Source organism: Cellvibrio sp. GW822-FHT04B05 (assembly GCF_058800985.1).
Genome location: NZ_JBXAMU010000007.1, coordinates 154,900 through 180,799 on the forward strand (window position 1 = coordinate 154,900; position 25,900 = coordinate 180,799).

Below are 25,900 nucleotides of genomic sequence, written 5' to 3' on the forward strand. Positions count from 1 at the left end.
GTGATCGAATTATGAGTAAGAACCAAAACAAGCCATGTTCATTGCACATGGGCTGGACATTATTATTGAGCGGTTTGGTATTAACCGCCAGCCAACTCAGCTTGGCCCAAGGTAATGCGGTGTCACTGGATCGCGTGGTTGCGATTGTGGATAAAGATGTGGTGTTAGAAAGTGAATTGAACGATCGCAAGGCGTCCGTACTGGATCGTTTGAGTGGACAGTATCAGCAACTGCCGCCGGAAGATGTACTCAACAAACAAATCCTCGAACAATTGATTATCGAGCGCATTGAATTGGCGATGGCGGAGCGTTACGAGATCAAAGTAGATGAAGCAGAAATTGATCAGGCAATTGGCCGTGTTTTGCAGAAAAACCAGATTACGCTGGCGCAATTGGACGCGGATTTGAAACGCCAGGGGCTAACGCTTGATGGTTTGCGCAAACAAATGCGTAACGAATTAACTATCAGTCATTTGCAGCAAGGTGTGGTGAACAGCCGTATCAAAGTGACTGATCAGGATGTCAATAATTTCCTCGCCTCCAGCGACGGCAAATATGCGACTTCACCTGACTTCCATATCGGTCATATATTGATTGCTGTATCAAGCAGCGCCGATGCTGACGCCGTTGCTGCAGCGGAAAAACAAGCCAACGATATTTACCAAAAACTGCAATCCGGCAGCGACTTTTCGCAAATGGCGATCAGCTACTCCAACGATCAGGCTGCATTGCAAGGCGGTGATATCGGCTGGCGTAAGCTGGCGCAATTGCCGGAATTATTTGGCAACCAAATGGCCAATCTGGTAGTTGGACAAGTATCCAAACCTTTTCGCAGCGGTGCCGGTTTTCACATCCTGAAAAACATTGAGCAGCGCGGTGGTGGAGAGCAATTGATTGATCAAACCCACGCGCGCCATATTCTGGTAAAAACCTCAGAAATTATGGACGATGCGCAAGCGCGTGAAAAATTACTCGCGTTAAAAACCCGCATCGAGAAGGGGGAAGATTTTGCCAAGCTCGCCCGTGAAAACTCGGAAGATACCGGCTCTATGTTGAGCGGTGGCGATTTGGGTTGGTCAACGCCCGGGATGTTTGTTGCCGAGTTTGAAGAGGCGATGAAAAATACCTCCATCGGCAGTATTAGTCGTCCCTTCAAAAGCCAATTTGGCTGGCATATTTTGCAAGTGATTGAGCGTCGCAAAGAAGATATGAGCGATAAAATGAAGCGCAACCAAGCCGCGAATGTTTTGCGCTCACGTCGCTTTGATGAAGAATTCCAACTTTGGTTGACGCAAATCCGCGAAGAGGCATACGTCGAAATTAAACTTTAAGTTAGTTTTCTTGCCCGTGGCGGCTAAAAATGGATTGCGCTAAGACCCGGCGTAATTTGTTTTTAGCCGCTGTGCATTTTGAAGCTGCATTTTTATTATGTCTTTTTTATTGTGTATTGTTTCAGGCTCAGACTCCTATGACTTCCTGTTATCGAATAGCGCTTACACCCGGTGAGCCAGCCGGTATAGGCCCGGATTTGGTTATCATCCTCGCACAACAAGCGCAGCAGCATGAAATTGTCGCCATTGCCGATCCGGATTTATTGCAAGCGCGCGCGCAGCAACTTGGCTATCCGCTAAAGCTGCGCGAAATTAATCTGCAGGACGTACCGCGCCCTACTGCTGCCGGTGAGCTTGCGGTGCTGCCGGTCGCACTTGCCGAAGTCGCTGAGTCGGGAAAATTAAATGTTAAGAATGCGCCCTATATTTTGCGTACGCTTGATGCTGCAATCGCTGGCTGTGTAAATGGACAATTTGCGGCTCTGGTTACCGGCCCGGTACAAAAAAGTATAATCAATGATGCAGGCATTGCCTTTAGCGGCCACACTGAATATCTCGCCGAAAAAACCAATACTGAAAAAGTAGTGATGATGCTTGCTACTGAAGGCCTGCGTGTTGCGCTTGCCACTACTCATCTACCATTAAAAGATGTAGCGGCCGCCATCACCGAAGACGAACTCACATTAGTGACAGAAATTTTGCATCGCGATATGCAAGTGCAATTTGGTATTGCGACACCGCGCATTTTGGTCTGTGGATTAAATCCCCACGCGGGTGAGGGCGGTCATCTCGGACGCGAAGAAATTGACGTGATTGAGCCGGTACTTGCGAAACTGCGTGCACGCGGAATGAATTTAATCGGCCCTTTGCCAGCCGATACTTTATTCACGCCAAAATATCTCGATCATGCCGATGCAGTGCTTGCGATGTATCACGATCAGGGATTGCCAGTGTTGAAATACAAAGGTTTTGGTCAGGCAGTGAATATTACGCTTGGTTTACCGATTATCCGTACCTCGGTTGATCACGGTACGGCGCTGGATCTGGCGGCAACCGGCAAAGCCGATTTGGGCAGTTTGCGAACTGCATTAAGCTATGCACTGGCGATGGTGCAAGCAAAACACGTGCGCTATTAAGTGGAATTTGTTTCATGAAAAAAATGCTTGGTTCTCATTCACAGCCGGAATCACAACACAAAGCACGCAAACGTTTTGGGCAAAACTTTTTGATCGATCACGGCATTATCCGCGATATAGTCCGCTCGGTGCATCCACAAAAAAATGATTTGATCGTAGAGATTGGGCCGGGAAAAGGCGCGATTACCCAATTGCTTGCCGACAGTTGCGATAATTTAAATGTGATCGAATTGGATCGCGACCTGGTGCCCTGGTTGAAAGTAAAATTTGAGCATCATCCCAATTTTCAATTATTCCAGGCCGATGCGCTGAAATTTGATTTTGCGCAGTTAATTAACAACGACCAACCTTTGCGCATTGTTGGCAATCTGCCATACAACATATCAACACCATTAATATTTCATCTGCTGACTTATGCTAACCGCGTACAAGACATGCATTTCATGCTGCAAAAAGAAGTGGTGAAACGCATGGCGGCGCAACCGGGTGATAGCGCCTATGGTCGCTTGGGCATCATGGTGCAATATTATTGTGCAGTAGAAGATTTGTTTGATGTACCACCGACCTCATTTGATCCTGCGCCCAAAGTTGATTCTGCCATTGTGCGTTTGACTCCTTATGAAACTTTGCCGCATATTGCGAACAATGTTAAAAGCTTGGAGACTTTAGTGAACGTGGCGTTCCAGCAGCGCCGCAAAACCCTGCGCAATTCACTCAAGCAATTATTGACCCCTGAGCAAATGGAAACCTTGTCCGTGGATTTGCAATTGCGTCCCGAAGAAATCAGTTTGTCCGAATATGTAGCAATGAGTAATTTGCTCGGTGAGCTGTCGTTGAATGGCCAATCGTTGAAAGAGGCAGATTAATATGTCTGATATCCAGGTTCTGGTGCGCACCCATTACATCGAGGCGCAATCTGTACCGCTTGAACATCGCTACGTGTACAGCTATACCATCACCATCGCAAATAAAAGTGCGGAGCCTGCACAATTGATCAGTCGCCATTGGCGCATCACCGATGCCAATGAAAAACTGCAAGAAGTACAAGGTATGGGGGTGGTTGGTGAGCAGCCGCATATAAAACCCGGTGAGAGTTACACTTACACTAGTGGTGTTATTCTTGAAACAGAAACGGGTATTATGGAAGGTACATATCATATGCGTGCCGATGATGGCGCTATTTTCGATGCCCCCATCCCCACTTTTGCGCTAGTACCACCGCACGCGATTCATTAATCCAGCCCAACCGTTTTTACAGGTATTAATATGGCAACCTACGCAATTGGTGATATACAAGGCTGTCTTGAACCCCTGCAATGCCTGTTAAAAGAAATCGAATTTAATCCCCTCAAAGATAAACTATGGCTCGCGGGCGATTTAATTAATCGTGGGCCGGATACATTGGCAACCCTGCGTTTTTTATATCGCCTGCGCGACTCAATTACGATTGTATTGGGCAATCACGATTTGCATTTCATCGCCGTGTATTACGGACTGCGCAAACGCGGTAAAAACGATACGCTCGATGAATTACTGCGCGCACCCGATTGCGCTGATTTAGTCTATTGGTTGCGACATCAAAAACTGGTACATCACGATCCCATTTTGAATTTCACTATGGTGCATGCCGGTATCCCACCGCAATGGGATTTGCAGGATGCACTGATACATTCGCGTGAAGTGGAAACGGTTTTGCAAACAGATAAAATCGAAAGTTTCCTTGCCGGTATGTACGGTAATTTGCCAGGGCGCTGGGACGATAACCTTGATGGAGTTGATCGCTGGCGACTTATTACCAATTACTTTACGCGCATGCGTTTCTGCAGTGCTGAAGGCGAATTGGAGTTACAAACCAAAGAAAATGCCGACGCTGCTCCTAGTGGTTTTGCACCCTGGTTTTCATTTACCGATCGAAAAACCTGCGCACAAAAAATTCTATTTGGTCACTGGGCTGCGCTTGAAGGCCGCACTAATGTTGAAAATGTTTACGCATTGGATACCGGTTGTGTATGGGGGGGGGCGCTCACTGCATTGCGTTTGGAAGACGAACGCTGGTTCTTTTGCGATTGTTGACGTAAAAAATTCCTTTAGCTGTAAATTTGCTCATGTTGGCTGATAAATAAGCGTAATTTGTAACACTCTGTATCGTTCAGGTTAAATTCAATTATCCCCCTCTAGTATGGCTTCAAGCATCGCTACTGATGCTGTTGTTTATATCAGAGGATAGATTATGAAAATCAAATTATTGCCAACTATTATTACGACTGCTGGTTTTTTAACTGCACCTTTTGCACTTGCTGCCACTTACCAAAGTGAGATATCTGCTGCTTACGCCGATATTGATATTAACGATGATCCCGAAGAAGGTTATTTTGTTGGCCTTGAAGGAAAATATTATTTCTCTCCAGTGGATACTAAAAACCATCCATTGGCCGAAGCTGCCTTTATTGAAAAGGCGAGCAATCTCTATATCGGTCTGGGTAACTTTGAATTTAAAGAGGCGGGTGACCGCCTTGATATCTACCAACGTTCAATCGGTGTAGATTTTTATATTCCCAATACCATGTTCTATTTGGGTGCTGGTGTTAATGAGTTCAAATCCAAATATTCCTGGCCTGCAGAAGGTAACTTCGAAGGTGGTAGTGATTCATCCAAATGGGATTCCACCTGGTTTGTAAAAGCCGGTATAGCACCCGTTACTGGGTTGCTGGTCTGGACTGAATTTACCGAAGATGTTGATGTATCAGACCAATGGAATATCAACGGTAAATACGTTATCCCCTTGTCTGGTGAGCAGGCATTGAATATTGAAGCCAGTTATGAGAAATCAGATATTAGCTATGCCAAAGACACCATTACTGGGGCGGTAGATTATTATCTGGATCGGAATTTAAGTATTGGTGCCGGTTTTGTGAATGCCTCTTACAACAGTAATGAAGATAGCACCACGGATTATTTTGTCCGCGCACGTAATTTCTTTACCGACAATATTAGTGCAGAGCTGACTTATACTGATGGTGATTATGAGAGTAGTTTAATGTTAGGCGGGACGATACGTTTCTAGAAACTATACGTTTCCAGGAATTATCCTCTTTTAGGTATTATCGCTCCTAAAAGTGACTACTGATATCTTGCACTTATGTTAAGTGCCTCAATAAAACGCCAAGATTATTTCAGCTTGGCGTTTTATTGAAGGACATCTGCCGTGAAAGTCTTAATTCCCCCATCAGTGCGTTTCGTTATATTAAAATATTCCATTAGCGCTGATATTTTTTTAAATGTTATTCTATTGTTGTTTCATTGTTTGTTCCATTGTTGTTTCTTGCGTTTTAACCCGATGGGTTTATAGTTAATCCGTCGGGTAGCTTTTATTTCTCAGTAGTTTTTTAACTTAATCATCTGCTGTAAAAAATGCTCCCGCCGATTGTTGGAATTGAGGTGTCCGGTTTTTCTGGTACGTCCTGTGTTCTGGCTGGGTGTCTTGTGGTTTAAAGACGTGGGAATTGAAAGCTTTCCTTTTTGAGGAGACTTTCCTGTTTATCCCTCCGCTGTTTAGCCAGTTGGCTGTTTCTGTTGTCAGGTCGCGCCTGTGCTCCGGTTGAATGACTGGATATGTTCACCTGATTCCTTCGCTGGATTTTCCAGCGTCTATGTATTGCTAAAAAGCATGTGTAAATAACACTGGTCATTTATATGGCTATTTATTTCATTATTGCCAATCGTGTTGCCAGTTGTTTTTTTGTGAGCTGTTGTTGGGAATAGTCTATTGGGCTAATTGAAATCCTGCGTAATCTGCGGGGCGGTTTCGCTCATCTGTCTATTTAGCATTTCAAAAAAGCATAAGGCTGAAGTATAGAAACCGAAGTATAAAAAGAACTCCGAGGCCATCAATGCCCGGACCATAAAAAAGGAGCCGTGCAGTGAAACGCTATTTGCTCAGCATGATAGGTGCGGTGCATTATCTGGCCCTGATTGTGGTGCTTCTGATGAGCTGGCCAGCACAAGCGCAGCAAGAAAAATACAATATGACGCGCGGCGCAACGGACATCAGCCATCAGGTTTATAACCTGCACATGGCAATTTTCTATATTTGCTGCGCAATTGCATTGATTGTATTTAGCTTGATGTTTTGGTCGATTGTCCGGCACCGGAAATCCAAAGGCGCAACGCCGGCACAATTTCATGGCAGCTTGAAAATTGAATTACTTTGGACTGCTATACCTGTAGCTATATTGATAGTGATGGCTATTCCTGCCAGTAAAACATTAATTGCGATGGAAGATGCATCCAAAGCAGACCTCACCATTCTTGTTACCGGTTCGCAATGGAAGTGGCATTACAAATATTTGGAATATCCAATCGAATTTTATTCCTTGCTTGCGACTCCCCGTGAACAAATTAATAACCTTTCCGAAAAAACTGAATTGTATTTACGGGATGTCGATAAACCTCTGGTTATTCCTACCGGTAAAAAAATACGTTTCCTGGTTACCGCTGACGATGTCATCCACTCTTGGTGGGTACCTGCATTTGCAATTAAGAAAGATGCGAACCCCGGCTTTATTAATGAGACATGGACCAAAGTAGACACGCCGGGAATTTATCGCGGGCAGTGTGCGGAACTGTGCGGTAAGGATCATGGCTTTATGCCAATTGTGGTCGAGGTAAAAACACTGGAAGAGTTTGATCGCTGGGTAGCTGAACAGGTTGAATTGCAAGCTCAAGCGAAGGAAGCAGAAAAAGCTGCTGCGTTAGCGACGCAAAATATGGATGAGCTAATGGTTCTCGGTAAAAAAGTCTACGAAGCCCATTGTGCAGTTTGCCATCAGGTCTCAGGCGAAGGTTTGGCTGGTGCTATCCCTGCGCTTAAAGGAAGCTTGATCGCTACTAAAGATATTCCCGCACATATTCACATGGTGGTATTCGGTAAACCCGCCACAGCAATGCAAGCATTTGGCAAACAACTTACAACAAGCGAACTCGCGGCGGTAATTACCTATGAGCGCAATGCCTGGGGTAATAATACCGGTGAATTGGTGCAAGTATCCGATATTGCTGACGCAATAAGTGCAGGGGAGTAAATAATGAGCACAGATAATTCCAATACCCTTGATGTCAGTGATGAGCATGCGCATGCAGGCGAGCACGACCACAAGCCCAGCGGTATAACACGCTGGTTATTTACTACTAACCATAAAGATATAGGCACGCTTTATTTATTATTTTCATTGCTGATGCTGTTTATTGGCGGCAGCCTGGCGATGGTTATTCGCGCTGAATTATTCCAGCCAGGTTTGCAGTTTGTCGATCCGCATTTCTTTAACCAGATGACTACGGTGCACGGATTGGTGATGGTATTCGGCGCAATTATGCCAGCGTTCGTAGGACTTGCTAACTGGATGGTGCCGTTAATGATCGGCGCTCCTGATATGGCGTTGCCGCGTATGAATAACTGGAGCTTTTGGATACTGCCATTTTCGTTTTTTATTTTGTTATCAACGTTATTTATGGAAGGCGGCGGCCCAGCTGCCGGATGGACTTTTTATGCTCCGCTTTCTACGACCTACAGTAATGACAGTACTGCGTTTTTTGTGTTCTCAGTTCATTTGTTGGGTATTTCATCCATCATGGGTGCGATGAATGTCATAGTCACAATTTTTAATTTGCGTGCACCCGGCATGACCTGGATGAAAATGCCGTTATTCGTCTGGACCTGGTTGATCACAGCATTTTTATTGATTGCGGTAATGCCGGTACTTGCAGGCACAGTGACAATGGTGCTCACCGATAAATATTTTGGCACCAGCTTTTTTAATGCTGCTGGCGGCGGCGATCCGGTGATGTTCCAGCATATTTTTTGGTTCTTCGGGCACCCGGAAGTTTACATTATGATTTTGCCCGCCTTCGGTATTGTCTCCAGCATTATTCCGACCTTCTCACGCAAACCATTGTTTGGCTATGAATCCATGGTTATTGCTACGGCCAGTATTGCATTCCTGTCTTTTATTGTGTGGGCGCACCATATGTTTACTACCGGTATGCCGGTCGCGGCGGAATTATTTTTTATGTATTCCACTATGTTGATCGCGGTACCCACCGGAGTGAAAGTATTTAATTGGGTGGCAACTATGTGGCGCGGAGCCATGACGTTTGAAACTCCAATGATGTTTGCGGTGGCTTTTATTGTGCTCTTTACCATCGGTGGCCTTTCAGGATTGATGTTGGCTATTATTCCTGCCGATTTCCAATATCAGGATACCTATTTTGTGGTAGCGCATTTTCACTACGTGCTGGTGACCGGCGCATTGTTTGGCATTATTTCGGGCGTTTATTTTTGGATTCCCAAATGGAGTGGCGTCATGTACAGCGAACGTTTGGGACAGTGGCATTTTTGGTGCTCGTTGATATCAGTCAACATGTTGTTTTTCCCCATGCATTTTGTGGGTCTTGCAGGAATGCCGCGCCGCATTCCTGACTACGCATTGCAGTTTGCCGATATGAATGCATTTATCAGTATTGGTGGCGCCTTGTTTGGTTTGTCGCAATTGTTATTTGTATGGGGCGTAGTGCGCTGCATGCGCGGCAAAGGAAAAAAAGCAACGACGCAAGTGTGGGAGGGCGCCCATGGGCTGGAATGGGAAATCCCATCACCTGCGCCTTACCATACTTTTCAAACACCACCACTGGTTAAATAAATCTGTGGATGTGAGGAGCGAGCATGAAAGCACACAGAGTACTGATTCGCAAATTAGTGTTGATATGCATCGCCATGTTTGGTTTTGGTTTTGCGTTAGTGCCCTTGTATGACGTATTTTGCCGCTACACCGGAATCAACGGGAAAACGGAAAGCACGGCTGCACCTGCATCAAAACGCATTGATGAAAGCCGCGAGATCAGTGTGGAATTTATTGCCAATCGCGATGGTGGAATCCCGTGGAGCTTTGCTCCGGAAGTGGAGCAAGCCAGTTTGCACCCGGGTGCAGTGATGGTAGTGAATTTTGATGTAGAGAATTTAACCGATGAAGCCATGGTTGGTCGCGCAGTGCCTTCGGTATCTCCCGGTGAGGCAGCGCGTTACTTTAAAAAAATAGAGTGTTTTTGTTTTGTAGAGCAACCGTTAGATGCGCGCGAAAGGAAATCCATGCCGGTGCAATTTTATATAGATCCTGATTTACCAAAACAGTTTACGACTATCACGCTCTCCTATCGTTTGTATAGGAGCACACATCAGACCGCGAGCCGATAGTTGTTGCGTCCAGAGCGTTAAATCTGTGCGAGTGGAGAAATGATTATGGCTATTGCCCAGCAAAAATATTACGTACCCCATCAGAGCAGTTGGCCAATTGTCGGTGCTATAGCACTGTTTTTATTAGGCTACGGTGCAGCACTCTGGATCAATGCACTGGCCAAAGACCAGCATGGCATTGGTATCTTTTTAATCATCGCCGGTTTTGCATTGTTGTTTTACATGTTGTTCGGCTGGTTCAGCAACATTATTGACGAGTCGATGGATGGACTTTACAGCTCGCAAATGGATCGATCGTTCCGGCAGGGCATGAGTTGGTTTATTTTTTCGGAAGTCATGTTTTTTATGGCATTTTTCGGCGCACTGTTTTACGCGCGCATCATCGCTGTCCCTTGGCTGGATGGTGCCGATAATAATGCGATGACCGCGGAGATACTCTGGCCCAATTTTGAAGCAATTTGGCCACTAACCAAAACACCCGCTGGGTTGGAAACACAAGCAATGCCCTGGGACGGTATTCCGCTTTATAACACGATCATTTTGTTAGCATCTTCGGTGACCCTGCAGTTTGCCCATATGGGCATAGAACAAAAAAAGTATACTCAATTAGGTTTCTTTCTACTATTAACCATTATTCTCGGTGTCTTATTTTTATTTCTGCAAGGATATGAGTATGCGCATTCTTACCATGAATTAGGCCTGCGATTGGACTCTGGTGTCTATGGCAATACCTTTTTCCTATTGACCGGTTTTCATGGTTTGCATGTCACCTTGGGGGCAATTTTTTTATTGGTCATTTTTTTACGCATATTGATAAAAGGCCACTTTACCGCCGAGCGCCATTTTGGTTTTCAAGCGGCGGCTTGGTATTGGCATTTTGTAGATGTTGTCTGGTTAAACCTGTTTGTATTTGTCTATGTGCTGTAACGATTGGCTAATAAGGGGGATGGTTAGGTGTGATAACACCGGTCAACAATAGTATTAACAACAATAAAATGACCAGTGCAGAAAAGATGAGTCGACGCCCTAAATATTTTGACATCTTGGGTGCTGTCTCATCATTTTTGAGCATCACAATCAGTGCTTGAAACAAACTGAAAACAACAACTGCTAACAGTGTAACCAGAATTATTTTGATAAACATGGAAGCACCTCTGTAGGAGTGAGTGTATGACTATTATAGCGTTCAATCGCTATTGGGTAGTTTGCTGGCCATGGGTAGTGGTTAATCTGGTAGTGGTGGCGATGCTATTGGGCTTGTCATGGTGGCAATGGCAACGTGCGGCTGAAAAATCCAATACTTTGGCGCGAATTGCAAATTGGCAGCAACAGGGCGCGATAAATCTAACAGGTTTGTCATCCATTAATGCAGCTGGGCAGGATAGTGTGCATCTGGATTTTAACGCGCGCTGGTTGGTGCCCATGGTGTGGCTGGTCGATAACCAAATGGTGGATGGCCGCATTGGTTACGATGTGCTTATCGCAGTAGAGGACGCAACATCAGTTAATTCTCCGGCATTGTTATTAAATTTGGGTTGGATCGCGGCGCCGCTGGAACGGAATGTTTTACCGTCAATTAATGTGCCGGAAGAGTTACAGGTACAAGGAATTTTCCGCACGCGGATTAAAGGTGTATTGCTGGGAACGAATATTGAAAATAAAGGGGTTTGGCCAATGCGTATCCAACAGGTTGATACTGAATCCTTGGCCAAATATTTGCAGCGGCCGTTAATGAATGGTCTCGCCTACCAGGAAAAAAATTCTCCCTACAAGATCCACTATCGGCCAGTCATATTGCCACCTGAGCGCCACAAAGCTTATGCATTGCAGTGGTTTTTATTAGCGGTGGCTGTTGTGGTAATTGCATTAGCTGCAAGTTCTCGCAAACATCAACAGGGAGTTCATTCATGAGTGGCAGGAAATTCTTTGGCTGGTTTTTTATTTGCGCGGCAGTGCCCTTGTTGGCAGCGCAAGCGAGTTTGTCGTTAGGTTGGTTTAGTCAGGCAAGCACTAATAAAGGTGAGTGGTTGCAGGATGAAATACTGTTATTACCGAATAACGAGAATAGAGTACAAGAGAATAGCGTCGACAATAATGTGCATTGGTATTTGGTCTATGTGCAACCTGCCTATTGCGGGCAACAATGTGAACAAGCGTTATTTACTTTGCAGCAGCTTTACGCGGGTATGGGAAGGAAACAACTAAAAATAAAACCGTTGATTATGGCGCAGCATCAACCTGAGCAATTAAATAAATTCCCTGCGATTGGTTGGCAGCTGGAAAATGAAATTGCCAATGAATTGCAAAACCAGATTGTCATCGTGAACCAACGCGGTTTGGTGTTGTTGCGTTACCCGGTTGATGGGAATCCTGATCATATGCGCGACCTTGCAAAAAATATTCGTACGGATTTATTGCGGTTGATTAATTATGACAGGAGCGGTGCATGAATCGTTTTGCTGCCTTGGTAAATATCACTTTACTGTTGACTTTGATGGTTATCGCGCTGGGTGCATATACCCGCTTGACCGATGCCGGTTTGGGCTGCCCTGATTGGCCCGGTTGTTATGGAAGACTGACGGCGCCTTTACACGACGGCCATATTGCCGAAGCGCAAGCGAAATTTCCTGAGGCACAGATAGAGCCGCATAAAGCCCATAATGAAATGTTGCATCGTTATATCGCAGGATTGTTGGGGGTATGTGTATTGATGATTGCCCTGGTTAGTGTGTGGTTAAAACGCTTTCGTTTATTGAGTTCGGCTATTTTGTTATTAGTTATTTTCCAGGCCGCATTAGGAATGTGGACGGTAACCATGAATTTGTTGCCGCTCGTGGTATTGGCGCATTTGTCAGGTGGTTTTGCATTGCTGAGTTTGCTGGCGCTGTTACGTGTGAATATCAGTTGGTATAGACGAAACCAACGGCTGGAAAAGCATACGCAGTCTTCAACAGCTGAACCTCAGCTTGCTCGTTTATTGCCGTTCGGTTATGTGGCGATGCTGGTATTAATTGCGCAAATAATGCTGGGGGGATGGACTTCAACTAATTATGCCGCGGCTGTTTGTTATCAATTGCCATTTTGTGAAAGCGGATGGACTGAGCGCTTTTCTGTGGTATCCGCGTTGAGTTTACCTATGGGGCATGAAACCTATGAATACGGGGTTTTGCCTTATGAGGCACGCATGAGTATCCATGTATTACATCGCATGGGTGCGATAGTAACACTGTTGGTGCTTGGTAGTTTTGCGTTCTTATCCTGGCGTCGCGCTACCGCAAAATCCATGCGTCGCTTCGCTGCAATTATTGCCGGATTATTATTGCTGCAACTGATCTTGGGGTTGGTGAATGTGGTTGCCCAATTACCGTTATTGAATGCGGTCGCACACAATGTGATTGCAGCGAATTTACTTATGATGGTAGTGGTCTTTATGCGGCAGATATATTTGCGACGAACATTTCCCATGGATAATCGTCACCTTATCAGAGCGCAAAATCCTGTCGTTGTACATCATTAAAAATACCCGGTGATAATCACAGTGGGAGTTTGTTATGGCAACAATAAAAAATACCCTGGTCCCTGTTTTATCCCGTGCGGATGTTATCGGTTACTGCCGCGATTATTATCAGCTTACCAAACCCAAAGTGGTTGCACTGCTGGTGCTCACTGCATGGGTAGGAATGATGCTGGCAACGCCGTCACCACCTGATTTTTTACTGATGTTATCGGCGAGTCTGGGCATAGCACTTGTGTCTGCTGCGGCAGCAGCTTTTAATCATGTGCTGGATCAAAAAATTGATGCGCAAATGGCGCGGACCCATATGCGCCCCTTACCAAAGGGTCGCTTGACAACAATGCAGGCAGCGGGGTTTGCCTGTGCTTTGGCGATTTCCGGTTTTGCCCTTTTATTATTTGCGGTGAATACACTGACTGCAGTACTTACTTTGTTTGGTTTGTTTGGTTACGCGGTGGTTTATACATTGTTATTGAAGCGTGCTACGCCGCAAAACATCGTTATCGGTGGCCTTGCGGGAGCATTGCCACCGGTATTGGGGTGGACCGCAATTACCGGGAACCTGAGTGGTGAGGCTTTATTGTTAATGATGATTGTATTTACCTGGACTCCACCCCATTTTTGGGCATTGGCAATTCATCGGTGTAAGGATTACGCCAAAGCTAACATTCCGATGTTACCAGTGACTCACGGAATCGAATTTACCAAAACAGCCATTTTGCTTTATACATTATTATTATTGGTTGTGTGCCTGTTGCCTTATTTAGTGGGGATGACGGGAATTTTGTACCTGTTTGCCAGTCTCTACCTTAACGCCAAATTTATTCATTATGCATGGCGTTTGAAATTTAAGGCAGATGCCAATACTGCGATGGAGACCTTCCGTTTTTCCATTGTGCATTTGATGGTGTTATTTCTGGTTTTGTTGGTGGATCATTATGCTAAGTGGAATTTCGATACATTTTTTCAGTAAGTTACCAATGCAATCCTGCGTATTAATTTTTGTGTTGTTGCTTGCGTTTAATGCCAGAGCTGAATTACTTGTCGAGCATGCTTGGGTTAAGTTGGCGCCGCCATCAATCCAGATGAGTGCAGCCTATATGAAACTTTCCAATCAGCAGCAGGATGCACAAGTTATCACCCATGTGAGTGCGGACTGCTGCGCTACTGCGATGTTGCACCATACTCAAATCCAAGGTGACAAAGTGGCGATGGAACATCTTGATCAGCTTAGTATTCCTGCGCAGTCCAGCATTCATTTACAGCCGGGTGATTTGCACATTATGTTGATGAAGCCGCGCTATGAATTAGCATTGGATACACCGGTGCGCATTACCCTTACGTTTAGTGATGGCTCCGAGCAAGACATAGATGTGATTGTTAAAAGGGATGAACATTAAGATGTTGGATATTGAAAAAGTGAATATTAAAAATTGGCGATTAAACAAATTGATCATCAGATATGGCCGATAAAAAAATCCTGATCCTATTTTCTACCGTTGCGATTATGGCCTGCCTTGGCTTGGGCGTTGTACTGGGAACACAATATTTTGCCCCTCCGCCCCAATTGGCTATCGTCCAACTGTTACCTGCACCGCAATCGCTTCCGGCATTGAAGTTGGAAAATCATCGCGGCGAAGCCGTGGATGTAAATACATTTCGCGATCATTGGAGCCTGGTTTTTTTTGGCTTTACCTCGTGTCCGGACTTTTGCCCGTTAGAATTGCAGAAGCTTGCAAAAGTATTGGTTCTGAATGAAAACCGGCATCCATTGCAGGTTATCTTTGTCAGTGTCGATCCTGAACGGGATGCCACCAGTAAATTGGCGGAATATGTCGGCTTTTTTAATCCGGAGATTCTGGGCGTGAGGGGGAATAATGATGAGTTGGCAAAATTCGCACAATTTTTTGGTGCGGCATATGATCGCTCGGTGATTATCGAGGGTAAATTATTGACCGTGCCTGCCGGTATTAATATGCCAACGAATGCAGGTGACCAGTATCTGGTCAATCATTCCATGCGGATCTTTTTGGTAAATCCGGCCGCAGAATATGTAGGAACCTTTGCGCCGCCTTATGAGGCGCAAAAGCTACTTGCCGATATGCAACAGTTAATGGGTTGGTAATTTAATAAGTTCCGGCTGCTATGCGCAGCAGATAGAGGTTGTAGTTATTGTCAATTATTTTTTGAATTTCATTTGATCTAACCACATTCAGCACGGTAGTTGGGCTGATCTGTATACTTAGATCAAGACGATAATAGTTTGTCGCCTGCCAACTTTTTAATGCGAATGTACATTGAGTGTAGATACCACAAAATACGATTGAATAACCTAATAACATTGTTGGAGACAGAATATGATTTCCCATGTTGCCGGCCTGTTCACCCATCCACAGCAAGAGTGGAAGGAAATTCGCGATACGGAAGAAAGCGTTTCCCATCTGTACTTTGCCCACGTGCTTTTCCTCGCCCTCATCCCCCCTGTTTCGATGTTTATCGGCACTACTAAAATTGGCTGGGCCATTGGTAATGGTGCGGTGGTAAAGCTGACTGAATCCAGCGCTATGGTAATGAGCGTCCTTATGTATCTGGCGCTGCTTGTTGGAGTGGGGATTATTGGTGCATTTATCGATTGGATGTCGCGCACTTATGACTCGACCCCGGGTTTGGGGCGTTGCATTGTATTTGCTGCCTATACGGCGACACCATTATTTGTGGCCGGGCTTTGCGCGCTTTATCCAAATATGGTTTTGGTGATGTTGGTGGGTATAGGCGCAGTGTTTTATACCGTATTCTTGCTCTATACCGGCATTCCTATCTTTATGAAAATTCCTGAAGATGAAGGATTTGTATACGCGAGTTCAATCCTGACTATCGGCCTTGTGATGTTCGTTGCGTTAATGGCAATTACAGTATTGATTTGGAGTTTTGGTTTTGGGCCTGCTTATACGCATTAATTTCTAATGTTTTAGAGATATATAAAAAAGCCGGAACAATATTAAATTGCTCCGGTTTTTTATGGTTTTTTAATTGTGGATTATTTTAAAAGCGCAAAAACTTCCGCCGCAATCTTCAATGTATTGCTGATATCTTCTTCTGTGTGCGCACCCGACATAAACCCTGCCTCATAAGAGGCGGGCGCCAGATAAACCCCACGCTCCAGCATGCCGTGGAAAAACTTATTGAAGCGTGGGATGTCGCATGCCATGACTTGCTTGAAATTGGTTATTTTTTTCTCGCTGGTAAAAAAGAAACCGAACATACTGCCGATGTGATTGGTGGTAAAGGGTATGCCCGCTTCATCTGCTGATTTTTGCAGGCCTTCTACCAATTCGCTTGTGCGTGCACACAGGTTTTCGTAAAAACCATCTTGCTCCAGCAGCTCAAGCGTTTTTAAACCCGCCGCCATAGCCACCGGATTACCGGAGAGAGTACCTGCCTGATAAACCGGGCCTGATGGAGCAATCATTTGCATGATGTCGCGACGACCACCGAAAGCGCCTACTGGCATGCCACCACCGATAACTTTCCCGAGGGTAATGATGTCGGCATTGACTCCGTAGTGACCTTGCGCACCTTTGTGTGAAACACGGAAGCCGGTCATGACTTCATCGAATATCAACAGGCTGCCATATTGATCGCAGACTTCGCGCAAGCATTCCAAAAATCCTGGTACAGGTGGAACACAATTCATATTGCCGACAACGGGCTCAACAATAATGCAGGCAATTTGATCGCCAAGTTTGGCAAAACATTCGCGCACTTGTTCGGCGTTGTTGTAATCAAGCGTGAGTGTATGGTCAGCGAGTACTGCGGGAACGCCCGGTGAACTGGGCACACCGAGAGTAAGCGCACCTGAGCCGGCTTTGATCAGCAATGAATCCGAGTGACCGTGGTAGCAGCCTTCGAATTTTATAATTTTGTCGCGTTTGGTGAAGGCGCGCGCTAAACGAATTGCACTCATGGTTGCTTCAGTGCCCGAGCTGACAAATCGCACCATATCCATATTGGGAATAAGGTTACACAGTTTCTCGGCGAGTGTGGTTTCACGTTCGGTGGGAGCGCCAAAACTCAAGCCAAATTTTGCAGTTTCGATAACAGTATCAATGACTTCAGGATGCGCATGGCCGAGCACCATTGGCCCCCAGCTTTGTACGTAGTCGATATAGCGTTTGCCATCGGCATCCCACACGTAGGCACCGAGCGCTTTTTCGAAAAATACCGGTGTGCCGCCAACGGCTTTAAAAGCACGTACGGGTGAGTTCACTCCACCGGGGATGGTCTTTTGGGCTTGTAAAAATAATTCTTCGGAGCGGCTCATAATTAATCCTGACTGTTAAAAATAATTTCGTAGGTTGGCGGTGAGGAACGAACCCCCAACATAACCACTCGGATCCTGTGTTGGCGTTTGTTTCTCACCCTACGCAGTCCACACCAACCTACAATTCAATAAATTTTCTAGCTTGTGCGGTAATGTCATCTGCAGAAAATAAACTGTGACACACCGCAAGTGAATCGGCACCTGCATCCAATAATTGTTTACCGTTATCCAAAGTAATTCCGCCGATAACAGCAATGGGCGTGTTGCTAAATTGCGCGCGCGCTTCACTGATTAAGGCGATTGGTGCAGGAGGGGCATCAGGTTTGGTGCTCGATGGAAAAAAACGGCCGAAGGCAATGTAGTTGGCACTGTCTTTTATCGCTTTGCGTGCGAGTTCAATTGAGTTATGGCAGGTGACACCAATGATAGCGTTGTTGCCAAGAATAATGCGCGCAGCAACCGGGCTGACATCGTCCTGTCCGAGATGAATTCCATGGGCACCTACATTTTTCGCGAGCGAAACGTCATCATTAATGATGAGCTGCGCTTGATATTGGTTGCACAGGCCAAGCAGGGTTTTTGCCTCATGCTGGCGGCGTTCGGTGTCGGAAGATTTATCCCGATACTGCACCAACTTGCAACCGCCTTTAAGCGCGGCTGCAACACTGGTAAACAGCGTATCGTCTGGTGTGAGTTGTGAATCGGTAATCGCGTAGAGTTTGTTCATCATTTTACAAAGGGCTTTACCACGACAAGAATGACTATGCCGATAAGTAGAAACACCGGCAGCTCGTTAAACACACGAAAAAATGTATGGCTTTTGGTGCAGCGGTCATCGCGAAATTGTTTGACGTAGGCGATACACGCGTGGTGATAACCGGTGAGCAATACTACCAAAACGATCTTGCACCAGTACCAGGTTTGGGTGGAGTAATAATCCCAACCGAGCCAACTCATCCAAATACCAAATGTAAAAGTCGCCACCATCGCCGGATTGGCAATACCGCGCAGCAGCTTGCGCTCCATAATTTTAAAGCGCTCACGGCTTATCTCATCTCCGCTCATGCTGTGGTACACGAACAGGCGCGGCAAATAAAATAGCGCCGCCATCCATGAGATGACCGAAATAATATGGAAGGCTTTTATCCAGAGCATAGGTTTTTCCAGCCGAACAAAAAGTAGTGTGCATTGATGCTAATTATACCCAGTGGCTGCGTGGAATCCTTAAATGATTCTCGCCAAAGCTCGGCTGCCTGCGGTTGCCGGGTGCTCTCCGGTCCAATGGAAGAGAGAACTGTGGGTGCCAGTACGTGTTTTCCTCATCCGTGGGCAGCTTTTGCTTTCGATTTATGGATAAGGCTCTTATGATAGCCGTCTTTATTTTTTGCCGGCATTAAATATCAGCGATGACATTGAACGAGAGTCGAGGAGGTTGAGGTGATTAAAGCAGCCATTGTTGGCGGGACTGGTTATACGGGCGTTGAATTACTCCGCTTATTGGCCAAACATCCACAGGTAGAAGTGACTGTGATTACCTCGCGTGCCGAGGCGGGCACCAAAGTGGCCGATATGTATCCGAGCCTGCGCGGCCATATTGATCTGGTTTTCACTGAACCTGATGTGGCGGTGCTGGGGCAGTGTGATGTGATCTTTTTCGCTACGCCGCACGGTGTAGCGCAGAATATGATGGGCGCATTGATGAACACCAAAGCGCGTATTATCGATTTGTCCGCTGACTTCCGTATTCGCGATGTCCCGCTGTGGGAGAAGTGGTACAACCAAACTCATGGCGCGCCCGGGTTGGTTGCGCAGGCTGTCTACGGCTTGCCTGAAGTTAACCGCGCGGCAATTCGCACCGCGAAGTTGGTGGCGTGTCCGGGCTGTTATCCAACGGCGACCCAATTGGGTTACTTGCCGTTGATTGAAAACAATCTGGTCGATCCAACCCGTCTTATCGCCAACGCCGCCAGCGGTGCCAGCGGTGCTGGGCGCCAAGCTAAAATCGACAACCTGTTGATGGAAATCAGCGATAGTTTTAAAGCTTACGGCGCTGCTGGCCATCGTCATTTGCCGGAAATCGAACAGGGCTTGCGCGATGTTCAACCTGCTGGCGTAGCACCAGTAGCGCTCACATTTGTACCGCATCTGCTGCCGATTATCCGCGGCATACACGCGACCCTCTACGCAACCCTGTTGGATGCGAGCAGGGTGCCGGACCTGCAGGCGCTGTATGAACAGCGTTATGCCAATGAACCCTTTGTGGATGTATTGCCCGCAGGCGAATTGCCACAAACGAGAAGTGTGAAAGGTTCAAACGTCTGCCGCATCTCGGTTTTGCGTCCGCAACAGCGCGATACTGTGGTGGTGTTGTCGGTAATCGATAACCTTACTAAGGGTGCTTCTGGCCAAGCGATCCAAAACATGAACATTATGTTCGGGTTTGATGAAAAAGCCGGGTTGGATGTTGTGGCTTTAATGCCGTAAATACGGTTTATATGTTTGCTCCTTTGCCCCATCAACCTGATCTCAACTACGCGGGATGGTCTAATGCCATCCCGTGAATAATAAAATTGATAACTATGAATTCCGCCAAGGCCAAAGTTAAAGGTTCTCCCGTCTACCTTATGAAAGTAGTTCCCCATCGGCCGATGCGGGACATGCTAGTTATTGCCACGCTGATAGCGCTGGTGATTGCCGCAATCGTCGCTACTTATTTCTATGCTCAACATAAAGCCGGCAGCGAGCGTTTATCGCTATCGGAAGCGCAGGCGTTGCGCGCGCAACTTGGCAAGCTGCAGCAGGATGTCGAAGAATCGAAGCGCGAATTGGCGAAGTATCAGTTGAATGCCGAAGTAGATCGTCAAGCGGGTGAGGAAATGCGTAAGCGGGAATTGCTGCTGCGCGACGAAAAGGCAGGCTTGCAGCGCGATCTGGAGGTTTATCGCCTTATGACTTCCAAGACCAGTAGCAATCCCAAGGGGATCAGTTTTGGTATTTTTTCAGTCACGCCTCTAACGGATAACAAACAACAATTTAAATTGGCGGTGCAGAAACTGGCGGAGGACGATGAAGATTTCGTCGGCCAGTTACGCGCGTTGGTTGTTGGCCAAAAAGAGGGTAGCGAGACAAAAATATCGCTGCATGAACTGGCGGTAAGCAAGGTAGGGATTGAGCCTTTGACCGAAAATATTCCGCTCAGCTTTAAATTTTTCCAGAATATCGATGCTGAAATTGTGTTGCCGGAAGGCTTTGTCCCAGTAAGGATTGAGCTGGAAGTGAAGTCCAGTGCCCGTCGCAATCCGGTAACCGTAAAAACAGAAATTGAGTGGCCAGATAATTAAATAGCAGTTTGTTGAGGAGTTCCTGATGGCATTTTCCAATAACCATACCCTGATTTCCCGTGCGACCAAAGTGGTCGGTGACCTTCACTTCACTGGCGAATTACAGTTGGAGGGTAAGGTGACCGGCAATATCATTGCTGAAGATGAAAAAGACGCGAAGTTAGTGATCGCCGAGACTGGTGTGGTAGAGGGTGAAGTCAGGTCGCCTGTAGTGGTGGTAAATGGCAAAGTGATTGGAAATATCTATTCCAGCAAGCATCTTGAGTTGGCTGCCAAAGGCAATGTTACCGGCACGATTCACTACCATTCAATTGAGATGGTCAAAGGTGCGCAAGTGAACGGCAATATGGTCAACAAACAGAAAGAATCGGCGAATGTGTTGGATATTGCGATCGCCAAGGGTTAATAGTTGACTGTTTTACTAGGGTAAAGGGATAATATCTATCGCCCCCGACGGGGTCTGCTGTTATCCGGAGTATTTATGTCTACCGCTGAAATCTACATTCCCCAGGTTGTTACTGTCACGGACAGTGCCGTCGCCAAGGTTAGAAGCCTGATTGAGGAAGAGGATAATCCTGATCTTAAATTGCGGGTTTATGTAACCGGCGGCGGTTGTTCGGGCTTCCAATATGGCTTTACTTTTGATGAGGCCACTGCTGATGACGATTCAATTGTTGAGCGCGATGGTGTCAAAGTGGTAGTGGATGCGATGAGCTATCCCTATCTGGTTGGCGCTGTGGTGAATTACGAAGAGGGGCTGCAAGGTTCCAAGTTTGTGATCCAAAATCCCAATGCTTCCAGCACATGTGGTTGTGGATCATCTTTTACTGTCTGATCTTTTTCTTCTGCGGGAAGCGTCAGGCGTAGTAAACGCCGCCCAGAATAACTTCCCGATTTGCTCCTGTCACCTCGCGCACATTTCCAGGCCGCTGGTTAATAGTTTGTTGTGCTAACCACGCAAACGCCATGGCTTCTATCCATTGCGGATCTATGCCTAATGCTGCCGTACTTGCTACTTTATCCTCGCGCAAAAGATGCTGTAATCGCTGCATAAGCACTGGATTGTATGCGCCGCCGCCGCAAACATAGATTTCCTTCGCTGCATCACCAAGCTTGCAAATACTGCCTGCAATGGAGATCGCGGTCAGCTCGAGCAAGGTTGCCTGTACGTCGACAGGGGCGGGGGTTGATGTGAGCATAGCGATGTTTTTATCGAGCCAAATGCGGTTAAAGCTCTCTCTTCCCGTGCTTTTCGGGGCGGGCAAACTAAAGTAATTCTCTTGCAGCAGGCTCGCTAACAACTCCTGATTCACCGTGCCGGCTGCAGCCCATGCGCCATCTTTATCATAGGGGGCCCCGGAGTGAGTGTTTATCCATCCATCCATTAATACATTGCCGGGACCAGTATCAAAACCCAGTACCTCTCCTTGTCCCGATAGCCAGGTAATATTGGCCATACCACCAATATTCACAACGACTCTATCTTGATCTTGCACATAAAAAATGGCGCGATGAAAAGCCGGTACCAGGGGCGCGCCTTGGCCACCAGCTGCCATATCGCGACGGCGAAAATCAGCGACAGTAGTGATTCCGGTCAATTCGGCAATAAGATTGGGGTCGCCAATTTGCAGGGTAAAAGTACCTTGGGGTGATCCTGGCGGGCGATGGCGAATGGTTTGCCCATGACTGCCGATGGCAATGATGTGCGAAGCTTCAAATCCGGACTTGTCGATCAACTCCAAACTCACTTGTGCAAACAGACACCCTAACTCATTATCCAACACTCCCATCCGGTCTATTTCATTATCATCAGGAAGGGATAGGGCGTGGATTTGTTGGCGGATTTTTAGTGGAAGAGGGAGTGAATGTTGAGCAATAAGTCTGGGGGATAAAGTCAAATCAATCAGCGCTGCGTCGATTGCGTCAGCGCTGGTGCCAGACATCAAGCCAATGTAGAGCTGGCGTTTATGCATGAGAGAAACTGATTAATTGTTGGTGCTGCCGTTTTTAACTACAGCTAGACGGCTGGAAGACTTGTATTGATCTAACTGTGCAATCAATGGGCGAGTAGTTTCGTTGAAGCGCGCCAGCTCGGTTTTCTCGATACCGATAGATTTTGGTAGCGGCACTGTCACTGGATTGCGTACTTGTCCATTAACATGGAATTCGTAATGCAAGTGAGGGCCAGACGCTAAACCGGTCGAACCAACGTAGCCGATAACATCACCCTGCGTAATACGCGAACCCACCTTCATACCTTTGGCAAATCCATTCATATGACCGTAAAGGGTTTCAATGCCTTGGCCATGCTGAATTACAATGCAGTTTCCATAACCACCTTTGCGCCCGGCAAAAGCAACTTTGCCATTACCGGTTGCACGAATTGGTGTACCACGCACCGCAGCATAATCGGTACCTTTATGCGCGCGAATGATATGGAGTACAGGATGTTTACGGTTCAAACTGAAGTGTGAGCTGATACGGGCAAATTCGATAGGGGTGCGCAAGAACGCTTTATGCATGCCGCGACCATCAGGTGTGTAGTAATTGCTGGAGCCATCTTTATCGGTATAGCGAACCGCTTTAAAGATTTTGCCAGCGTTGGTGAATTCGGCCGCCATGATTTTACCGGTGCCGATTTTCTTCCCATTGAGGTGCTGCTCTTCATACATCACTTTGAAGCTATCACCTTTTTGGATGTCGAGTGCAAAGTCGATATCCCAGCCGAAAATGTTTGCTAATTCCATCGTCAGCGTGCTGGGCATTCCTGCACGCTTTCCTGCCATGTAGAGTGAGCTATCAATTGAAGCCTGACGGAACGCATATTTAACATCAGGTTTAAGTGCAGTTTCTTTGCTGGTGAAGCCTTTTGCTCCACGGGTAAACTTTAGGCTGTTCAGGTCGTCGACAATGTAATTCAAACCCTGCAACTGGCCATTCTCTACCAAAAACTCCATCTTTTGACCGGGGCGGATGTTGCGCAGGTTTTTGGCATCCTTGGCATCGCTGAATAATTCATAAATAGTGCGGTCGTTCAGGCCGGCACGTTTAAATAAAATCGATAAATTGTCGCCATTTTGTACAGTGAACTCTTTCCATTGCGGAGTTAGTTCTTGTGGGGCCTGCCGAGGTTTTTCCAGGTTTGGTGTTGCGGCAATTGCCTGGATAATATTTTCTACTGCGGGAACTGCGATAGGGGTTGCCTGTGTATCAATACCCTGAATTTCTAAGCCGGGAATGTTCTGGCTGGGAATACTGGCAATTACAGAATCGGTTTGATGTTCACTTCCTAACACTACTACTAATCCAATAGACAGCGTCGCTGCCGCCGCGAGATGCCCGCGTGGCACGTATTGAAGCAAGGTCGATCGAGCAATCTTGTAATAGGTTTTAATTTGATGCATGAGAAAAAGTCGCAATTCTTTTATAGACAAGTGATCCAACAAAAAGCATTTATAGCAGAAAAAAACACCCTTAACACCCCAAAATTTCATCTGGCTGAAACAAGCCCCAGGTTTTGTCTTGTAATTGAAGCAAGATAAGGTATCTTTGCGACCTTTTTGTTCCTAATCGAAACACTTTTTTTCACGCTTGGTTGGTGCGTTATGACAGCTATTGACACTAATTTCCTGCAGGAATTGCAAGATCGTGGGCTAATTGCCCAAATGACAGGGGGCGATGCAATTGCAGAGCATCTTAATTCGGGAAGTCGTACGCTTTATTGTGGCTTTGATCCGACTGCGGATAGCCTGCATATAGGTAGTTTGGTTCCCTTATTAATGCTCAAGCGTTTCCAGCTCGCTGGTCATAAGCCCATTGCCTTGGTGGGTGGTGCTACGGGTTTGATTGGGGATCCAAGTTTCAAGGCGCAGGAGCGCAAACTTAATACAACTGACATAGTTGCTGATTGGGTTGATAAATTAAAGAAGCAAGTCAGCCAATTTATCGATTTTGATTGCGGTTCCCAATCCGCCGAAGTTGTGAATAACCTTGATTGGGTGGGGAAGGTTGACGTGCTGAGTTTCCTGCGCGATGTGGGTAAGCACTTCTCCGTTAACAACATGATCAATAAGGAGTCGGTAAAGCAGCGTATTGAGCGTGAAGGTGAAGGGATCTCCTTTACAGAGTTCACTTACATGTTGCTGCAATCCTATGACTTTTCCGAGCTTTACGCGCGCAAAAATTGCACCTTGCAAATTGGTGGTAGCGACCAATGGGGTAATATCACAGGTGGTATTGACCTGTCGCGCCGTATGTATGGCGTCCAGGTGTTTGGTTTGACGATGCCGTTGGTCACCAAATCGGACGGCACAAAATTCGGGAAAACAGAATCCGGAACCGTCTGGCTGGATGCGACAAAGACATCTCCCTATGCTTTCTATCAATTTTGGCTCAATACTGCAGATGCCGATGCTTACAAGTTTCTGCGCTACTTCACCTTTTTAACGGTTGCGCAAATTGCTGTTATAGAAGCGGGCGATGCTGCACGTCAAGGCAAGCCGGAGGCTCAGCGAATTCTGGCGGAGGAGGTTACCAGACTTGTTCATGGGGATGCCGGGCTTTCGGCTGCCCAGCGAATCACGCAAGCATTGTTTAGTGATGAATTGTCCGGGTTAAGTGAGGCTGACTTTTTGCAATTACAGCAAGATGGCTTGCCATCATCGAAACTGGTTCGCACTGAGATCGTCGATGCCCCGCTTACCCAGTTATTGGCGGATGCGGAATTGGCTGCGTCTGGGAAACAAATTAAAGATGCCCTGGCAAGAAATGCTGTATTCATTAATGGGGCTGCTAAATCTATTAATGACAATATGCAGGCTGCAAATTGTTTTGCGGAAGCTAATGCATTTTTTGGTCGCTTTTATCTTGTCAAAGTGGGAAAAAAGAAATATCACCTGTTTGATGTTGTGTGATTTTTGTTGCTATTGATTGCCAATTAATCGCCTCCAAAATTAAAACGCCCCAATCCTAAAAAAGGCTTGCACGGGTGCGGCTGGATTCGTATAGTGCG

At 46.4% G+C, this 25,900-nt stretch carries 28 protein-coding genes; 22 read left to right on the forward strand and 6 right to left on the reverse strand.

Annotated elements, in window-relative coordinates; all coding sequences use genetic code 11:
* The first annotated feature begins 11 nt into the window (after positions 1–11).
* From AC1RJL_RS19600 to AC1RJL_RS19645, 10 genes are all read left to right on the forward strand, one after another.
* Positions 12–1,331, forward strand: coding sequence for a peptidylprolyl isomerase (locus tag AC1RJL_RS19600; protein ID WP_492917192.1), 1,320 nt, complete (start codon positions 12–14; stop codon positions 1,329–1,331).
* A gap of 137 nt (positions 1,332–1,468) precedes the next feature.
* The gene (gene pdxA / locus AC1RJL_RS19605; RefSeq protein WP_492917194.1) at positions 1,469–2,467 is read left to right on the forward strand and encodes a 4-hydroxythreonine-4-phosphate dehydrogenase PdxA; all 999 of its coding nucleotides are present in this window, start codon (positions 1,469–1,471) and stop codon (positions 2,465–2,467) included.
* 23 nt (positions 2,468–2,490) lie between these two features.
* Positions 2,491–3,333, forward strand: a complete 843-nt coding sequence (gene rsmA / locus AC1RJL_RS19610; protein WP_492917252.1) for a 16S rRNA (adenine(1518)-N(6)/adenine(1519)-N(6))-dimethyltransferase RsmA — start codon at positions 2,491–2,493, stop codon at positions 3,331–3,333.
* Position 3,334: 1 nt separating this feature from the next.
* The gene (gene apaG / locus AC1RJL_RS19615) at positions 3,335–3,703 is read left to right on the forward strand and encodes a Co2+/Mg2+ efflux protein ApaG (protein ID WP_492917196.1); all 369 of its coding nucleotides are present in this window, start codon (positions 3,335–3,337) and stop codon (positions 3,701–3,703) included.
* Between the two features lie 30 nt (positions 3,704–3,733).
* Positions 3,734–4,540: a symmetrical bis(5'-nucleosyl)-tetraphosphatase gene (locus AC1RJL_RS19620; RefSeq protein ID WP_492917198.1), complete on the forward strand. Its 807-nt coding sequence runs from the start codon at positions 3,734–3,736 to the stop codon at positions 4,538–4,540.
* 157 nt (positions 4,541–4,697) lie between these two features.
* The gene (locus tag AC1RJL_RS19625) at positions 4,698–5,531 is read left to right on the forward strand and encodes a putative porin (RefSeq protein WP_492917200.1); all 834 of its coding nucleotides are present in this window, start codon (positions 4,698–4,700) and stop codon (positions 5,529–5,531) included.
* Between the two features lie 856 nt (positions 5,532–6,387).
* A complete protein-coding gene (gene coxB / locus AC1RJL_RS19630) occupies positions 6,388–7,548 on the forward strand; it encodes a cytochrome c oxidase subunit II (RefSeq protein WP_492917202.1) in 1,161 nt (386 codons plus the stop codon).
* Between the two features lie 3 nt (positions 7,549–7,551).
* Positions 7,552–9,162 carry a cytochrome c oxidase subunit I gene (gene ctaD / locus AC1RJL_RS19635; protein WP_492917204.1) on the forward strand — a complete coding sequence of 537 codons (1,611 nt, stop codon included), beginning with the start codon at positions 7,552–7,554 and terminating at the stop codon, positions 9,160–9,162.
* A gap of 23 nt (positions 9,163–9,185) precedes the next feature.
* On the forward strand, positions 9,186–9,713 hold the full coding sequence (locus AC1RJL_RS19640) for a cytochrome c oxidase assembly protein (protein ID WP_492917206.1): 528 nt from the start codon (positions 9,186–9,188) through the stop codon (positions 9,711–9,713).
* A gap of 45 nt (positions 9,714–9,758) precedes the next feature.
* Positions 9,759–10,640 carry a cytochrome c oxidase subunit 3 gene (locus AC1RJL_RS19645; protein ID WP_492917208.1) on the forward strand — a complete coding sequence of 294 codons (882 nt, stop codon included), beginning with the start codon at positions 9,759–9,761 and terminating at the stop codon, positions 10,638–10,640.
* Between the two features lie 7 nt (positions 10,641–10,647).
* Here AC1RJL_RS19645 and AC1RJL_RS19650 read toward each other — a convergent pair whose 3' ends face one another.
* Positions 10,648–10,857: a DUF2909 domain-containing protein gene (locus AC1RJL_RS19650; protein ID WP_492917210.1), complete on the reverse strand. Its 210-nt coding sequence runs from the start codon at positions 10,855–10,857 to the stop codon at positions 10,648–10,650.
* A 26-nt stretch (positions 10,858–10,883) separates the two neighbouring features.
* Between AC1RJL_RS19650 and AC1RJL_RS19655 the strand changes: the two genes are divergently transcribed.
* From AC1RJL_RS19655 to AC1RJL_RS19685, 7 genes are all read left to right on the forward strand, one after another.
* Entirely contained in the window at positions 10,884–11,624 is a 741-nt protein-coding gene (locus AC1RJL_RS19655) for an SURF1 family protein (RefSeq protein ID WP_492917212.1), read from the forward strand.
* Complete coding sequence (locus AC1RJL_RS19660; protein ID WP_492917214.1) at positions 11,621–12,163, forward strand: redox-active disulfide-containing membrane protein; 543 nt, start codon at positions 11,621–11,623, stop codon at positions 12,161–12,163. Before AC1RJL_RS19655 ends, AC1RJL_RS19660 begins: the two co-directional genes overlap by 4 nt.
* Positions 12,160–13,230 carry a COX15/CtaA family protein gene (locus AC1RJL_RS19665; RefSeq protein WP_492917216.1) on the forward strand — a complete coding sequence of 357 codons (1,071 nt, stop codon included), beginning with the start codon at positions 12,160–12,162 and terminating at the stop codon, positions 13,228–13,230. The genes AC1RJL_RS19660 and AC1RJL_RS19665 overlap by 4 nt, the downstream gene beginning before the upstream one ends.
* A gap of 34 nt (positions 13,231–13,264) precedes the next feature.
* Positions 13,265–14,200, forward strand: a complete 936-nt coding sequence (cyoE, locus tag AC1RJL_RS19670) for a heme o synthase (protein ID WP_492917218.1) — start codon at positions 13,265–13,267, stop codon at positions 14,198–14,200.
* A gap of 7 nt (positions 14,201–14,207) precedes the next feature.
* On the forward strand, positions 14,208–14,627 hold the full coding sequence (locus AC1RJL_RS19675; protein WP_492917220.1) for a copper chaperone PCu(A)C: 420 nt from the start codon (positions 14,208–14,210) through the stop codon (positions 14,625–14,627).
* A gap of 62 nt (positions 14,628–14,689) precedes the next feature.
* Positions 14,690–15,352 (forward strand): SCO family protein, encoded by a 663-nt coding sequence (locus AC1RJL_RS19680; protein ID WP_492917222.1) that lies wholly within the window; start codon positions 14,690–14,692, stop codon positions 15,350–15,352.
* A gap of 232 nt (positions 15,353–15,584) precedes the next feature.
* Positions 15,585–16,184, forward strand: a complete 600-nt coding sequence (locus tag AC1RJL_RS19685; protein WP_492917224.1) for a Yip1 family protein — start codon at positions 15,585–15,587, stop codon at positions 16,182–16,184.
* Between the two features lie 80 nt (positions 16,185–16,264).
* Here AC1RJL_RS19685 and hemL read toward each other — a convergent pair whose 3' ends face one another.
* The 3 genes from hemL to hemJ all read right to left on the reverse strand — a co-directional run bounded on the left by hemL (position 16,265) and on the right by hemJ (position 18,703).
* On the reverse strand, positions 16,265–17,548 hold the full coding sequence (hemL, locus tag AC1RJL_RS19690; protein ID WP_492917226.1) for a glutamate-1-semialdehyde 2,1-aminomutase: 1,284 nt from the start codon (positions 17,546–17,548) through the stop codon (positions 16,265–16,267).
* A 118-nt stretch (positions 17,549–17,666) separates the two neighbouring features.
* Positions 17,667–18,278, reverse strand: a complete 612-nt coding sequence (thiE, locus tag AC1RJL_RS19695) for a thiamine phosphate synthase (protein ID WP_492917228.1) — start codon at positions 18,276–18,278, stop codon at positions 17,667–17,669.
* Entirely contained in the window at positions 18,275–18,703 is a 429-nt protein-coding gene (gene hemJ / locus AC1RJL_RS19700; protein WP_492917230.1) for a protoporphyrinogen oxidase HemJ, read from the reverse strand. The genes thiE and hemJ overlap by 4 nt, the downstream gene beginning before the upstream one ends.
* 282 nt (positions 18,704–18,985) lie before the next feature.
* Between hemJ and argC the strand changes: the two genes are divergently transcribed.
* From argC to erpA, 4 genes are all read left to right on the forward strand, one after another.
* Entirely contained in the window at positions 18,986–20,032 is a 1,047-nt protein-coding gene (gene argC, locus AC1RJL_RS19705) for an N-acetyl-gamma-glutamyl-phosphate reductase (protein WP_492917232.1), read from the forward strand.
* Between the two features lie 173 nt (positions 20,033–20,205).
* Positions 20,206–20,889 (forward strand): DUF6776 family protein, encoded by a 684-nt coding sequence (locus tag AC1RJL_RS19710; RefSeq protein ID WP_492917234.1) that lies wholly within the window; start codon positions 20,206–20,208, stop codon positions 20,887–20,889.
* Between the two features lie 25 nt (positions 20,890–20,914).
* Complete coding sequence (locus AC1RJL_RS19715) at positions 20,915–21,295, forward strand: bactofilin family protein (protein WP_492917236.1); 381 nt, start codon at positions 20,915–20,917, stop codon at positions 21,293–21,295.
* A 75-nt stretch (positions 21,296–21,370) separates the two neighbouring features.
* Positions 21,371–21,724 (forward strand): iron-sulfur cluster insertion protein ErpA, encoded by a 354-nt coding sequence (gene erpA, locus AC1RJL_RS19720; protein ID WP_492917238.1) that lies wholly within the window; start codon positions 21,371–21,373, stop codon positions 21,722–21,724.
* 22 nt (positions 21,725–21,746) lie between these two features.
* Here the strand turns inward: erpA and AC1RJL_RS19725 are convergent, their stop codons facing one another.
* Together AC1RJL_RS19725 and AC1RJL_RS19730 are read right to left on the reverse strand one after the other, a co-directional pair.
* Positions 21,747–22,862: an anhydro-N-acetylmuramic acid kinase gene (locus tag AC1RJL_RS19725; protein ID WP_492917240.1), complete on the reverse strand. Its 1,116-nt coding sequence runs from the start codon at positions 22,860–22,862 to the stop codon at positions 21,747–21,749.
* Between the two features lie 12 nt (positions 22,863–22,874).
* On the reverse strand, positions 22,875–24,293 hold the full coding sequence (locus AC1RJL_RS19730; protein WP_492917242.1) for an OapA family protein: 1,419 nt from the start codon (positions 24,291–24,293) through the stop codon (positions 22,875–22,877).
* A 201-nt stretch (positions 24,294–24,494) separates the two neighbouring features.
* Between AC1RJL_RS19730 and tyrS the strand changes: the two genes are divergently transcribed.
* On the forward strand, positions 24,495–25,802 hold the full coding sequence (gene tyrS / locus AC1RJL_RS19735) for a tyrosine--tRNA ligase (protein ID WP_492917244.1): 1,308 nt from the start codon (positions 24,495–24,497) through the stop codon (positions 25,800–25,802).
* Positions 25,803–25,900 lie beyond the last annotated feature (98 nt).